We start from the raw sequence: 14386 nt of genomic DNA, 5'->3' as shown, positions 1-14386 counted from the left end.
GTGATGCCGGCGTTGTTCACGAGCACGTCGAGCCGGCCCCATTCGTCGGCGATCTTGTCGACCAGCGCCTGCACTGCCGCGCCGTTGGTCACGTCGCACTCGAACGCCTCCGCCGATCCGCCGGCCGACCGGATCGCCTGGACGGTCTCGGCGAGCTTTTCGGTGTTTCGCGCGACGCAAGCCACGCGCGCGCCGCAGCGGGCCAGCGCAATCGCCGTCGCCCGGCCGATCCCGCGCGACGCGCCGGTCACCAGGGCGACTTGCCCCGCAAGGTCAACGGTCAGTCGCGCCGCCGGGCCGTCAGATGTCTTGCTCATATGAATCCTATCCGTGTTTCATCTGTGGTTCATCCGTGGCAAACTTATTCCATCGCGCCAAAACATTCGGCTTTTCGCTCGATGCGTTTCATGAGTCCACGGAGCACTCGGCCCGGTCCAATTTCATAGAACCGATCGCACCCCATGGCAAGTAGTCGCCGTACGGACTCTTCCCATCGCACGGGGCTCACCACCTGTCGGATTAGCAATTGACGGATTTCCTCGGGATCGTCGTGCGGCTGGGCATCGACATTCGAGATGACCGGCACGCGCGGTTTTCGCAATTGAATTCCGGCCAGCACTGCTGCCAATCGCTCGACCGCGGGCTGCATGATCGGCGTGTGGAAGGCCCCAGCCACCGCCAGCGGAAGGGCGCGCATCGCACCTGCTTCCGCCGCCATTGCCATGACGCGCTGGCAAGCCTCCTGTGTGCCGGAAACCGCGATATTTCCCGGGCAAAGCAGGTTCGCAACCTGCAAGACATCCCCTTGCGCCGCCCGCTGGCAAAGCGCTTCGACCTGTTGCAGTTCGAGCCCGAGAATGCTCACCATTCCGCTCGGCACGGCATCGGAGGCGGCCTGCATTGCTGACCCTCGTTCTTGAACGACCTTCAGGCCGGACTCGAAATCCATCACCCCGGCGAAAACGAGCGCCGAATACTCCCCCAAACTCAGACCCGCCGCGGCACCGCATTCGGCAATGACGGCCGGCGAGGCGGCCTTCAGCGATTCAAGAGCGGCCAGGCTCGTCACAAAGATCGCTGGCTGGCTATACACCGTCGAGTCAAGCTGTTCCGCCGGTCCCTCGAAGCAAATCTTTGCCAGATCGAAGCCCAAAAGCCGGTTGGCCCGGTCGTAAATCGCTCGGGCGGCGGGCAGCGAATCGGCCAACTGCCGCCCCATGCCGACGGTCTGCGCCCCTTGGCCGGGAAAAAGCAAGGCGGGCTTCGTCACCGGCTAGGCCCTCCCAACAAGCCCTGAGCGATATTCCTGGCCCCCGGCCGCCGGCCTCTAGACTTCCGTTTCCACGATGGCGCGGCCCATGTAAAAGCCGCACTTGGGGCAGATCACGTGCGTCGGCACCGCCGTGCTGCACTGCCGGCAATAGGTCAATTGCCGCGGCTTCTTGGCGTCGTGCGCCCGGCGGCTGCCGGTTTTGGAATTCGATTGTCGTCGCTTAGGTACGGCCATGCTAATCTCGACCCTCAAAAGGGTTTCGGGCACATGGTCCGCCAGAAAACCCGCCTGACCAAGATGACCCAGTGCACTGCAAACCACACAATTTATGGCCGCGGCGATGGGGTGTCAAGCCGACCGAGAAAGGGTCGTTCAACCCGGAGCCTACGGCGACGGCGGCATGGAGTCGCGCCGTCGCCGATGTCTCCGGATCAAACAAGCAAAGCGAAGCCCCAAACTCGCGGCGCGCATCTAGCGTATCTGCGGTTGCCGCGTGGGGGCCATCATCTGGTGCATCTGCGTCACGTATGTTCCGACTCCCTTCATCGCCGCACCGGGAATCACGATCTGCACGTCGAGTGCTTTGGCCGAGGCCTCGGCGGCGAATCCGATCGGGGGAGTCTGGGGAAACGCGGGTAGCGCTGGCATCGCCGCGCCCGGCGGCGCCATGCCAAACACAAACCCGCTGACGAAATCCACCAAGCCCTTGGGGCTCAAATAGCCGACCCACTGCGCGCCCGCCGGCAGCAGCTTCGCCGTCTGCGCGATGTCGGCGTCCGCTGCCAAGCTCGTCTGCGGATTCTGGCACGCGGCCTTGACGCGGGCGATACCGTCGGCGTTGATGTAGCTGAATGCCACAGTCGTCTCGTCGATCGGAACGATAAAAGCCTTCATCTTGCCCTCCGATCCGAACATCAGTTTCAGCATCTGCGAAGAGCCGGGGTTTTTCGGCATATTCTTGAGCATTGCCGACATGTCCATCGTCAATTCAAGGCCGTCGGCGTCGTTGATCTTGACCTTCTTGATTTCCTGGATGAACGGCAATTGGACTCCCGTCGAGTTGAGAATGCCACTCATCTTTTCCATTGCCTCTTGGTAGTCGGCCATGTATTGCTTCGCATCGTTGACTTTCATGACGGCGGCCATGTTGCTATACAGCGATCCGCCCGGCTTGGGCGATCCCATGACCATCGACATCGAGCGAAGGCCGGCCATCGACTTTTCCATCAAGTCGTCGAGCTGCTTAGTTTGTTCTTCGGTCAATTCCTTGCCGCCGCCAGCCTTGATCATGTTGTTGATCGCGCCGACCGACATGTTCAACATTCCCTTCGAGAAGGATTTCGGCATCGCTCCATCAAAGGCGAGCATATACGGTCCGCCGGGCAGGCATGCGAGCCGATCGCCTTGAGGAACCGGGAGAGAGCTAGCGGTCGAGGACCACGAGCCGCCGGCGACGAACACCGTGCGGATGTCTTCGTGAAAGCCGCCATCGTGATCAACGTGCATCCCGACGGCAAACGCGCTCACTTCCTTTTCGGCCGCGTCGAGAAATCCATCGTAGATTCCCATGTTTCCGGCCGCCATTTTCATCGATGGATCTTTCGCGTTGGCCAGAACGGCTTTCATTTGCTCGACGGCCTTTCGCGCCACGGAGACTCCCCGCGTGACGCCCGTCGGAGTGGCCACAAACGAGATCGCTTGCCCCTTAATCCAATCGTCGAGCGAGGCGATCACGGGAGCGACGCTCCGCGTGCTATCGAGCACCTTCTTGAGCGTGTCTTTGTCCGATGTGTGGGCCAGGACAGCAAAAACCTCCTTATGGGCAACGACGTGAGGACGCCCCATGATGTTGACTTCAGCTATTTCGGCCGATGCATCGGCGGGATGGAATTGAGCGATGAATTTCTTGTAATCGTTGACGGGAACGAAGATGACCGCGACGGGCGCGGAGTCCGCGGCGGAGCCGGGCATCAGGGCTAGCAGCGCGGAACCATGGTCGTCGAATCCCTCTTGAATGCCGGCCATCGCCTTCAACATCGGCAATAAGCCGGGGGGCGCCGGGACCTGCATCTCCTGCGTCAGCTTGCCAATCTGCTCGTCGGCCTTGTCCAAGTGATTGATCAGCACGATTGCCAGAGCATCCTCGGGCACCAATTTCAGCACCGGCAAGTCCTTTCCGGTATCGGCCGAGTCGGCGGCCCAGACGGCCGGCGCGAAACAGACGGCGATCGACAAAACCAACATCACCCCGATCATTCTTTGCAACGTTTTCATTCCAATTCTCCCCTAGAGTAAAGACGTGGTTAACGAATTGAGTTCATGTGACTTCTTTGTTTACGTTCGATTCCTCTCACCCCGGCCCTCTCCCAAACGGAGCGGGAGCGGACGCGCGACACCTAGAGCAAGTTCATTTTGCTGCGTCCGCGGCGATCGGCGTCGCGTCCCACACATGGATCTCGCTGGGTGCGTCCTTGGACAACTTGCTCCAATTGATCGGGGTCACAGCCGCGGCCAATCGCCATCCGTCGCCGCTGAAGGCGACCGTGGTGATCAGGGCCATGGGAAACTGTGTCGAAAAGACCTCGCGGCCGCCGGTTGTGTCCCAAAGTTTTAGAATCCCTTGCTGCGACGACGTGACCCCGCCGGTCGCCAGACGGCGACCATCGGCGCTAAAGGCCAGCGCGGCGACTTCCAGGCCCGCGCCGCGACATTCGCACACGCTTTGATCGGCTTCCAAATCCCAAACGCGAACCGTCGCGCCGCCAGCCCCGCTCGTGTCGTCTGCCGCCGCGGCAATGAATTTGCCGTCGGCCGAGAACGCCAGCGCCGTCGTCAGCGTGCCCGGGATCTCCAGAATCCGTCGCGACTTTCCGGCTTGCCAATCCCAGAGCAGAACGCCGTCGTTTTGCGCACAGGCGAGCAATTTGGTATCGGGCGAAAACGCCGACCAATACGGGTGGTCCATTGCCGACGGCTTGATCCCGTCGACGGCGGCCAGTTGGCGGCCGCTGGCAATGTCCCACACGGCAAGGCCGCCGCGCTCGGTCAGGTTCGCGGCCGCCAGAAGTTTGTCGTCCGGCGAGAGCGTCAAGCCGATCGGCAGGTGATCCGGCCAATTGAGTCGGGATTGCCGACCGGTGGCAACGTCGCGGACCAACATCGCTTCGCTCGATTTGTCCTTCCAGGCAATCGTCTTGCCGCTGCTCGATGCGCGCGTCGTCAAGTCGTCGATGCTCTGCGGCTTGCTGTGTTGCAACTTCTCGCCGTCGGACATTCGCCAAGTCCTGGCGGAGCCGCTCAAGTCGATTGATGCGAGTTGATTTCCATCGGCATTGAACGCCAAGCCCGCCACGGATGTTTCGTGACCATGCAGGATCAAGGACTGGTTGGCGCGCGCCAGATCCCAGACCTTGATCGTCCCGTCCATGCCGCCGGAAACCAGCGTTTGGCCGTCCGGACTCAGCTCGACGCGACAGACCGCGCTCGTATGACCGCGTAGGCGAGCGATTTCGACGGCGTTTGCGACATCCCAGACGACTACGAGGCCGTCTCGAGCGCCGCTGACCAACCGTTTTCCGTCGCGTGCAAAATGGAGCGAATAGGTCCAACCGTGTTGACCCGGCAAGACCCGCGGAGGCTGAACGAGATCGGACGCCACGAGGCTGACCGCACCATCGGAATTGCCAATCGCGAGCGTGGCCCCGTCCGGTGAGAATGCGATAGCGGTCAGCATCGCAGGTGAGTTCTGTTCGGCACGTACTTGGCCGTTCGCCAAATCCCAGACGATGAGCTTTCCGCCAGACGCTGCGCCGGATGACGCCTGGGTCTCGGACGCTTCTTTGGGTTCCGCCCCGGCCAGGGCAAGAAACCTGCCATCGGCCGAGCGATCGATTGCCAAAACAATCAGAATCTGCCCCTTGTGAGCGACAGCGAACCGGTTCGCCAGGAGCGGTAGGACGGTCGTCTGCAACCGGTCCGGATCGAACTCCTCGACGCTGGGCGGGTTTCGATCGGCAAGCGTAAATGTCTGATATTCGAGCGAGTCGGCGAGCGACTCGATCCTGAGCTGGTCCTTATTGGCCGCGGCCTTGTCGAAAAGGGCGGCGACTCGAGATGCCGCCGCTCGGCGGGCTCGGGTGATTGCCGTAGAGCCTGCGCTCATCGCGGATTCCGCTAGCGCGATGCTACTGGGCGATGACGCCGTCAACAGACTCGGCGAGGCGATCAAGGCGGCGCTGGCCGCGGCCGGGACACTCCAATCCACCTGCTGCTCGCCCGGCAGTTTTCTAGCGACCGCCACCAACTTGCGCCCGTCGTCGGCAAAGAACAAGCCGGCGACTTTCGCAAACGGATTGTCGCCGGAATCGGCGTTCCTGATCTCGATCTCTTGCAGCAACCTGCCATCGGCGAGGTCCCAAAGTTTGACCCTGTTTCCCATTTGGGCGGTGGCGAGCGTCTTGCCGTCGGGCGAGATGGCCGTCGCGAGATTTGTACCCTGCTTCCCTCGCACCTCTAGCGTATCACGCCACGACAGCCGAGCGCCGTGCAATTGCCGATTCAAATAGTGCCATTCGAAGCCGCGCACATCATCTTTTCCAGTGGCCTCTTTGTAGCGGCCAAGTAGCTCGCTCACCGCGGCGGGGTTTTCACCTTGCCAGGCGGCATGGGCCATCAGCATGTCGGCGGCGTACTCCGTGTGGAGAGCGTCGCGGCTAGCGCGCTCGAGCCGTTTCTCTGCCGCGCCGGCCGCCGTTTCGGCGAACTTCCGTTTCTGCTCCGCTGCGTCCCGCGAGCCGTTAATTTCCAGAAGTTGCTTCCGTGCTTCACCCAGACTCTTCACCGCCATCGCTCTCTGCTCGGCATTCTGCCACAGGAATCCGCCGAGAAGGAGCAGCGCCAGAATCGCCACGGCGATCGTCGCCGCAGCTCCAGCCATCAGCGGCTGGCGCCGCGCCCATTTGACCAGCCGTTCGCGGGTCGAAACCTTACGGGCGCGGATCGGTCTTCCGTCAAGCCAGCGATCGAGATCATCGGCCAACGCGTCAGCCGATCCATAGCGGGCCTGCGGTTCCTTCTCCAGGCATTTCAGACAGATCGCTTCCAAGTCCGGCTCAACGTCGGCCGAAAGCAGGCGCGGCGCCGGCGGCGATTGCAACCGGGCCTTCATCATCGTCTCCAACGCCGTCTCGCATTTGAACGGCGGCCGGCCGGTGAGCAGCTCGTACAGCACCGCTCCCAGGCCGTAAACGTCGACGGCGGTCGATAAATCCGTCGCCGCTTGAGCCTGCTCGGGGGCCATATAGCTCGGCGTGCCGACGATCGCTCCGGCCTGCGTCAGGCCGCTTTCCTCATCGAGGCGCTTTGCCAAGCCGAAGTCGGTGACGTGGGGCTCGCGCCGTTCATCGAGCAATACATTGCCCGGCTTCAGGTCGCGGTGCAGGATGCCGCGGCGATGCGCGTGCTCCACCGCCCGAGCCACCGTCGCCATGAATTGCGCGACGGCCCGTGGATCGCCGCGCAGCTCCTCGAGTCGCTCGCGGAGGCTGCCGCCGGAGATGAACTCCATCGTGAAATAGGGTCGCCCGTCGTGCTCGCCGACTTCGTAAATCGGCACGATATGCGGATGGCTGAGCCGGGCGACGGCCCGGGCTTCGACGAGGAATCGCTCGCGGTCGGTGGTCGATTTGCCGCTATCGAGCAGCATCTTGAGAGCAACGACTCGGCCGAGGCTTTGCTGCCGCGCTTTGAAGACCATTCCCATGCCGCCACGCGATATTTCGGCCAGCAATTCGTAATCGCCGAACGCGCTGCCGGCCTTCGGCGCTGGTGAGACAGCCGTGCCTTCGCTGCCGACGGTTGGGATTTCGCCCGCATGGGGAGTATCGCCCGCGAGCAATTTGCGCAACGGTGCGAACTGCTCATCAATTCGGTCGTAGTCGTCGAGGAAACCGGATAGTTCCGACGCAATCTCGGGGTGCTGTTCGATGATCGAACTGCAATCGCTTCGCCTGCCGGCGCGGCGGGCCTCCACGCATTCCGCCACCAGCACGTCAATGGGATCGCCCGAAATAGGATTATCCGTAGCGTCGTCGGACATGGCTATTCCCTCGATTCGATCTGCCCGCGAAGCGCGCGTAAGCCGCGTTTGAGCAGCCCCGCTACTGCCGACGGCGTACGGTCGATTAACGGTCCGATCTCGGCAATGCTCAGCCCGTGCAGGTGGTGCAGCGCGATGGCCTCTTGCTGCGCCTCGGGCAGGGCCTCGAGCGCGTCGGCCAATTGCACCAACTGCTCGTCGCGCTCGGCGCGCTCCTGGGGAGAGGATTGCTGATCGTCCAACCACGCCTCTAACCTCCCGGAAGATTCCGTCACCATCGCGTCCAACGAGCATTCCTTTGTCACCGCGCGCTTGTCCCTAGCAAAGCCGCGGGCCAAGTCCGCCACGCACCGCGTCAGGATTCTTCGCAGCCACGCCCGGCATTCGCCATCCGTCTGGCCGCGAAACTCATCCAAACCTTGCCAGGCCTGCATGAGCGTTTGCTGCACCACGTCGGACGGATCGAGCTTTCCTTGCAGCCGCGGGTTCCAATACGAACGGGCCAGCAGCACGACGTAGCTGCGAAAGCACTCCAGCGTCGGCCGTTGACTGGTGGATTCCGACTGCATCGAACCTTCCCTACTCTTCAAGACGCCGTCGGGGAGCAAAGCGGGCGCGGCGATCGGCGAATCTGTCGTCGCCACGAAAATCCCGCGACGTGGACGGCTTAAGATTCGAGATCCAGGCCGGTCGCAAACACTATTAGGTTAATAGGTTGCGAACGCGGCCGCAAGAAACCAGCGGCTGAAATCGGGGCCCATCATTCTTTCAATTCGAGTTGGGAGGGAGGGTGGCCGGGGCTGAACCGAAGGGAAGCCCCGGTGAACTGCCACCGGGGCTTCGGCTTGCGCCTCCAGTCCCGGCCACCCTGACGTGAATGAATGTTGTCCAATTCAAAAGAATGAACAGCCCTGCGGCTCAAGTCACATAAACCAATGCGACCAGCCATCGCCCCTGCCAAAACCACCAAATCCCCCGTCGCCTCCGAATGGATAGCCGCGCGAATCGTGGTCCCCCAGGTCGATTTGCAGCCCGAGATCGATCCCGGTGATTGCGATGCCTCGCGTGAGCGCGACAGAGCGCGAGAAGGTCGTGGCCTTGCCGCCGACCGTGAGCATCGCTTTCACGATGTAGGTGTCCAGAGAGAGCCCGGTGAACTTGTAATTGCCCTGGGCATCCGTTGTGGTCGTCGCAGCGAGATTGCCGCTGGAGTCGTACAGATTCACGGTGACTCCCGCGGTGCCCGCCGCTCCCGCCGCGTCGAGGCACGGTCCGCGGCCAAACATGCTCGACGTCAGCGAGATGTGGCCGCTGATCGACGTGGCAAAAATGAACACATCGGGTTGCAGGTTCGTGACGTTGGTGTTTGCCTCGATCACCCTGGCGAGCGTGTTTCCTTGTTGGAAAATCTTCATTTCATCGGGGGTGAAGCTCTCGTTGATATAGAAGAAGCGGTCGCCGTCGCGGAGGCGCGTAAACTGATCGACCATGATCGCTTGGAAAAGCGGGCCGACATCGGAACCACGGACGTGATCCTCTGCCAGGCCGCCCTCGAAGGCGTCGATGTTGTTAACGTTGCCCTGATAGGCCAACGAGAGTTCCTGCTGGACCTGAACGTCGCTCGTGATCTGCGCAAAGCTCGTCACCGGCGCCAATCCATAAGCGGCCCGCACGGCATTGTAGCTCGGGATCCCATCGTCGCGGCCGCGCTGGATATCGCGCGCGATCAGGTCCTGACCGCCGGCGCCGAAGTTGCCGAACAACAAGTTGCGCACGTCGTTGATCGCCATGACGTCCATGGCCTGCGAGTTTTGGTCGGCGTCTGCCTTAAGAACCGGGCCGATGTCCGATGAGATATGCCCGGTCACCGGGTCTAGCACGCCGGCCGGATTGAGGAGATTCGGATCGAAGAAATCCTCGGACAAGGGGATCGCCGAGCCGGCCGAGTTGACGTCGGCGATGGGCCGGCCCTGGTTGTTGTCGCGCTCGATTCCGCCACTCAACAGGCTGTGGCCAAAACGGAACGCCACGGTCGAGAATTCCGTGGCGATGCTCGGATTGACGTTCGGATTGTATCCTTGATATGGCGCCAGGGCGTTCTTACCGAGCACCGCCGGAATCCATTCGTCGTAGACGATCGCCTGATATTCGGCGATGTTGAGCTTGCGGGCTTCTTGATAAAGTTGATCGTCAGTCAAGTCCGGATGCTGTTCCTGAAGCTCCGTGGCGATCAGATTGTGATTGCGGACGAACAGCGTTTGCAGCGCCGTCAGCTCGAGGTTTTCGTTTCCGCGGATGTCGCCGGTAGCGAAGAGTTCGTTCGTCAGAAGCGCTCCCGCATTCTGCATGCCGCCCAGCGACGCGTTCATCGCGGCGAGTTGTTGCGCGGTGAAATAGGTCGTGTTATCGTAGGGCAGATCATTGCCGGGGCTGGTCTTCATCAGCCCGCCACTCATCGTTCGCAGCGCGTCGGCCGTGGCCTGATCGGAACCGTAGACCTGCGACAAATCGAGGAACGCCGTAACGTCGGTCACTTGCTGGAGCGGATTGCTGGTGCTCGTGCCAGTGAGTGGATCAGTCTGCGCGCGAGTGAACGGAAGCGCGTTCGGCCCGATGGGGTCTCCGGCTGCGACCGATATTGGAAACGATGCGCCGCCATCCGGGGTTAAATCCATGTCGTGGTCCATGAATTGCCCGAAGGCGTAGCCGAAATCGGACAGGTTCTGCTGATCGACTGTATTCAGGTCTTGCCCCGGGTTGTTCGGATCGGCCTGGCTATTGACGATATTGCTGATCGCGCGAGCGCTGATGTCCGTCGGCAGCGACGGCGTGCTAATCCCATCGGCATAACCGGCTGGGGCAATCCGGAGAAGGTCGATCCCGGCCGTTCCCTCCGTCGGATCGGCGATGTTGTTGCCGATTTCGCTAATCGAGCGCATTGCTGTCGCGCTCATCATCGACCGCGGCTCGAGCGCTTCCATCGCCAATCGCGCGCGGCGGCGCGAGCTTCGGCCGGGGACTGTCCCCGTTTGCGAAGTCCGCGCAGCAAAAGGGGACTGTCCCCCTTTCGGCGGACGGTTCTTCGTGGAGCGAGAGTGGGATCGGAAAGTGCGCGCGCGGAACGAAATGCGAAGCACCATGGGCAAGGCTCCGTTATCCAAGACTTGGATGTAAGAGAAGAGAAGCTGACGAGGTCCGAAATGCCTTGCAGACTCGACGCTACTTCCTGAGCCAAGGCCGAGTCAACATCCATTCCGAGGGGACCGCTAGCGACTTGCCCGTTCGCTCACTCCTTATCAACGCACCGCCGCACGATTTATTGCGGGCCGCGAAGATTCTTCATTGCAAGCACTGCATTCATTCATCAGCGGTGTGCCGGGTGGCAGCGAAGACGACCAGTTCGGTGGTCGCTCCGCCGGGTGCCACTGGCGAGCAACGTCGGCCAGTGTGGAGCGCCATTGATCCGATCCAAAAAACAACGCGACCTCGCTGCAAACGCAGCGCGGCCGCGTCTCGTGAAACGGAAAAGCATGAGTAAGATGACGATTAAGCGCTTATCCGAAAACCGCCGGGGACCGTCCCCTTCCGATTTCTCCCTCTCCCTTGACGGGAGAGGGCCGGGGTGATGGTGTCAGGCGACAAACGGGGACCGTCCCCCGATTTCTCCCTCTCCCTTCGACGGGAGAGGGCGGGGTGAGGGTGCCAGGTGATTAGGTTACTATCCCTTTCTTCCAGCCACGGAGGCCATCGCCCGGCAGTGCAGCTCTCGCACTCCGTCGCGAGGAGCCGTAGGGTGCGTCAAGCGGTCCTCCGCGCGGACGCACCGGAGCAGGTGATGCGGTCGGCGGAAGAGCATGAGTAAGATGAAGATTAAGAGCCTATCCGAGAACCGCCGGGGACTGTCCCCCTTTTGCGCAGTCCGCGGAGCAAAACGGGGACTGTCCCCTTTGCCCACGCGGTTTTCGGATAGGCTCCAATTCGCTTGTCGGCTGCTGAACCGACTAGATACCCGTGCCCCGGCGTCCACCGATTACGGAAATCACGAGCATGACCAGGAACACGAAAAAGAGAATCCTGGCGGCCTCCATGGCCACGCCCGACAAGCCAAACATGCCGAAGGCGCTGGCAAGCAAAGCGATCACGAGAAAAATCAAGGCGTAACGTAACATGCTCAACTCTTGCTCGACTTGCGAGCGGTTAACTTAGAACGCCTCATAAAACGGCCGGGGACTGTCCCTTTTTTGCGGAGCCCGCGGAGCAAAAACGGGGACTGTCCCCTTCTCCCGGGCGGTTTTGTTAGGCGTTCTTAATCCGACTGACCCCGTGTGGTGTCCAGCAGCTTGAGCCGGCGCAGAGACTTAAAGGTGGCTCGCCAGCACCCATTCTAGACCGGTAGACGGCTGAAAGCCATACAAATGCTCGTGCGAACAGTTCGTGCCTGACTGAGAGAACCGCCGGGTGGAACATCCGCCGTGGCGAGGACTGTCCCCTTTGCCCAGGCGGTTCTCGGATAGGCTCTGAGAAGACGCGGCTTTCATCGAGGGCGGGCCGAGGGGCGGGGACGGTGACTCTGAGCGTTTTCTCGGTCAGTTGCCGCTCGGAAGTGTAGCCCTCGCGCTCCGTCGCGAGGAGTCGTACGGTGCGCCAAGCGGTCCTCCGCGCTGACGCACCGGAGTCGGTGATGCGGTCGGCGGAAGAGCATGAGTAAGATGAAGAGGAAGATTTGGAAGAGGACTATGAGGAGGAGTCGGAGCAATAGTAAAATCAATATGCGGCGTGTGCAAATCTGCCCAAGCTGGTTCGCGACTTGCTGAGGTGTCGGATGGTTGTCCGGGGTCATGTGCAAAACGGCGTCGTTGTGTTGGATAATGGCGTTCGACTTCCTGAGGGGGAGGAGGTGACGGTGTTGGCCGCGGCCCCGACGCAAGACTCGCCGCAGCCACACAGCCTTCTGGATATTCCGCCCGTAAGTCTTGGCTCTCTGGTCCGCCCGTTCATCGCCGGCGAGGATCGGCTCGGTGAACTGTTGGAAGGACGGACATGATTCATGGGCTCGACACCGGCTTTCTCGTGGCGGCCGAAGTGATCGAACACGCCGCGCACTCCGATGCTCGCGCCATCTTGGCCCGCTTGATTGGCGCCGGCGACCTGATCGCAATCGCTCCCCAGGTGCTCGCGGAGTTCATCCATATCGCAACGGACTCGCGCCGCTTTGTCCGCCCGCTCGACGTTGCGACGGCCTGCGCGATCGCAGAGCAATGGTGGACGGCCCGCGACGTCGTCCATGCCCACAAAATCGTGGCGGCGGCTTCGCCTTGTAGAACGGGTGGCTGCCCAAGAAAAGAGGGAAAGCATCCGTATTGCTTAAGAGTCTTCTTCAGAGCCAGAGAATTCGTCTTCGGCCGACTCTGATTTTTCAGACCGTCGCGCCGAACGCGATTCGATGTACTTGTTAGCCAGGAAGACGGTCGCTAAAGCGACCAATGCAGAGATGATCGCCGCTAAACCTTGACCTGATAGGACGCCGCCAATTATTGCAGCGATTACAATAATGAGCGCCGCAATCTGTGCGATGTATCTGGAACGCCCAGCATAAGTCTTCTCCAACGATCTTGAGAGACTTGCTCGCGGATCATTTCATGGCGGAAGTCTTGTTCCTTGTCAGCACGTTCAATTATCTTCCTGGAGAGGCCAGGGCAAGCTTTCTCGTATTCCGCAAGCATCCAAGGCGGAGGAAGAGGGCCTTGAAAAACTGAACTAATCTCGACCGACACGAGTTCTTCGATCGTGGCCGCAAGCTGCTCGTTATCTAACTCCTCAGGCAGCTTCTTTATGATGTCCTGAGTCAGCCTACGGCGAATCTGCTTCTTCAGAGATTCAGCACCGGCGATCTCACCCTCGGGCTCGCTCTCTGGGTAAGGATTCTGTCGAGGGTCGTCGGCCATTACGTACTGAATTGCGTAAAACGAGCGAGACGTTCACGGAGGCGTTCCGAGAGGTGTCCGCTGATTCCATCTGGAACTTCAGCGGTGACGGAAGCGATGGCCCGAATCCAGTCATCTTGCAGGTTCTTTCGATCCTCAAAAAAACCATGCACGCCAATCTTGTGGCGTTTTCGTGGCTTTTTGATGACGATTCTGTAATTCCCGGCCCCACCGACATCCAAGACACTTCCGGCGCCAGCGATTACCGAGCGAACCACGCAGTCAACAACGCGCCCCGAGGAAGGAGTCGCGGTTGCCTTGATCGTAGCCGTTACCTCGATCTTGGGCATCGTCTTCAGAGTAGTGCATCTATTAGTCGGCATTGTCCACCCTCCACTGGTAAACATCGGCTTTCTCAGCCACTGCGCTGAGAAGACGTTTATACCCGCATCTTGTGAGCCAGACCAGTGCGGCCCTCAGTATGTTCGCGTCCGTTGCGGTTTGCAACGAGTCGCCTGTTTAATCTTACGCCGAGTTGGTCCGGCGGTTCGACAATCCGCCAGTATTTGGCCGGCCAGATAGATTGGATAACCCGGAAAATCTGGCGGCTGCCTAAAAGGCTCGCAGTCGCTGTCATTTAGACAGTGATAGCCTTCTATAGATAAGACGGCATAGTCCCCCAATAGGTATGGGATTTGGTGGTCGCGGGGTCGATCTGCCCATTCGGCCATTTTTCTGTCGCGCCGCCTATGGACGGTCTATCCGATAGCCGCTACAATAGCGTCGATAGCTGACTGGACATTGAGGTTTCTATGGCTGCGATTACCAAAACAGACGTTGTTGGATGGCTTCGTGTGCAGGCTCGCAAGCATCGTAAGGCCGCAGAAGTTTTGGAAGGGGCAGCGGATGAAGTTGAGCGCGCCGAGTTAGGCGAACAAGGCGAACAAAAGGCCGACACGCTTCACGAGGGTTATGATATAGGTATTGAGTCGCCAAATTCCGGCCCGTCAGTCGCAGACGTGCGGAAGTATCTTGGCAATGGGTCGAAACGCAAGCCGGAAATCGCGGCCAACTTTGGAGTTGCAGATATAG

Annotated in this window: 13 protein-coding genes; 3 read left to right on the top strand and 10 right to left on the bottom strand. The window is 60.7% G+C overall.

Annotated elements, in window-relative coordinates; translation table 11 throughout:
• The 8 genes from VGY55_13240 to VGY55_13205 form a co-directional block, all read right to left on the bottom strand.
• On the bottom strand, window positions 1–317 hold a 317-nt coding region (locus VGY55_13240; protein HEV2970930.1), incomplete at its 3' end, for an SDR family NAD(P)-dependent oxidoreductase.
• A gap of 44 nt (window positions 318–361) precedes the next feature.
• Complete coding sequence (gene fabD, locus VGY55_13235; protein ID HEV2970929.1) at window positions 362–1270, bottom strand: ACP S-malonyltransferase; 909 nt, start codon at window positions 1268–1270, stop codon at window positions 362–364.
• Between the two features lie 57 nt (window positions 1271–1327).
• Window positions 1328–1507, bottom strand: a complete 180-nt coding sequence (rpmF, locus tag VGY55_13230; GenBank protein HEV2970928.1) for a 50S ribosomal protein L32 — start codon at window positions 1505–1507, stop codon at window positions 1328–1330.
• A 237-nt stretch (window positions 1508–1744) separates the two neighbouring features.
• Complete coding sequence (locus VGY55_13225) at window positions 1745–3547, bottom strand: hypothetical protein (GenBank protein ID HEV2970927.1); 1803 nt, start codon at window positions 3545–3547, stop codon at window positions 1745–1747.
• 133 nt (window positions 3548–3680) lie between these two features.
• Complete coding sequence (locus VGY55_13220) at window positions 3681–7370, bottom strand: protein kinase (GenBank protein ID HEV2970926.1); 3690 nt, start codon at window positions 7368–7370, stop codon at window positions 3681–3683.
• Between the two features lie 2 nt (window positions 7371–7372).
• Window positions 7373–8014 (bottom strand): sigma-70 family RNA polymerase sigma factor, encoded by a 642-nt coding sequence (locus tag VGY55_13215; GenBank protein ID HEV2970925.1) that lies wholly within the window; start codon window positions 8012–8014, stop codon window positions 7373–7375.
• Between the two features lie 279 nt (window positions 8015–8293).
• Window positions 8294–10510 carry a peroxidase family protein gene (locus VGY55_13210; GenBank protein ID HEV2970924.1) on the bottom strand — a complete coding sequence of 739 codons (2217 nt, stop codon included), beginning with the start codon at window positions 10508–10510 and terminating at the stop codon, window positions 8294–8296.
• A gap of 861 nt (window positions 10511–11371) precedes the next feature.
• Window positions 11372–11539 (bottom strand): DUF1328 domain-containing protein, encoded by a 168-nt coding sequence (locus VGY55_13205; GenBank protein ID HEV2970923.1) that lies wholly within the window; start codon window positions 11537–11539, stop codon window positions 11372–11374.
• Window positions 11540–12192: 653 nt separating this feature from the next.
• Here VGY55_13205 and VGY55_13200 point away from each other — a divergent pair.
• A complete protein-coding gene (locus VGY55_13200; protein ID HEV2970922.1) occupies window positions 12193–12414 on the top strand; it encodes a hypothetical protein in 222 nt (73 codons plus the stop codon).
• Window positions 12411–12782: a hypothetical protein gene (locus VGY55_13195; protein HEV2970921.1), complete on the top strand. Its 372-nt coding sequence runs from the start codon at window positions 12411–12413 to the stop codon at window positions 12780–12782. Before VGY55_13200 ends, VGY55_13195 begins: the two co-directional genes overlap by 4 nt.
• A gap of 131 nt (window positions 12783–12913) precedes the next feature.
• On the opposite strand, the gene VGY55_13190 is transcribed toward VGY55_13195, so the two are convergent.
• Both VGY55_13190 and VGY55_13185 read right to left on the bottom strand, forming a co-directional pair.
• Window positions 12914–13315, bottom strand: coding sequence for a DUF2335 domain-containing protein (locus VGY55_13190; GenBank protein ID HEV2970920.1), 402 nt, complete (start codon window positions 13313–13315; stop codon window positions 12914–12916).
• Window positions 13315–13644 carry a hypothetical protein gene (locus VGY55_13185; protein ID HEV2970919.1) on the bottom strand — a complete coding sequence of 110 codons (330 nt, stop codon included), beginning with the start codon at window positions 13642–13644 and terminating at the stop codon, window positions 13315–13317. The genes VGY55_13190 and VGY55_13185 overlap by 1 nt, the downstream gene beginning before the upstream one ends.
• 462 nt (window positions 13645–14106) lie before the next feature.
• On the opposite strand from VGY55_13185, the gene VGY55_13180 reads away from it, so the two are divergent.
• Window positions 14107–14386, top strand: a 280-nt coding sequence (locus VGY55_13180; GenBank protein HEV2970918.1) for a hypothetical protein, incomplete at its 3' end; no start/stop codon positions are given.

It is taken from the genome of Pirellulales bacterium (genome assembly GCA_035939775.1).
In the GTDB taxonomy this organism is placed as follows: Bacteria; Planctomycetota; Planctomycetia; order Pirellulales; family DATAWG01; genus DASZFO01.
This window is presented reverse-complemented; position numbering and strand designations above follow the sequence as displayed.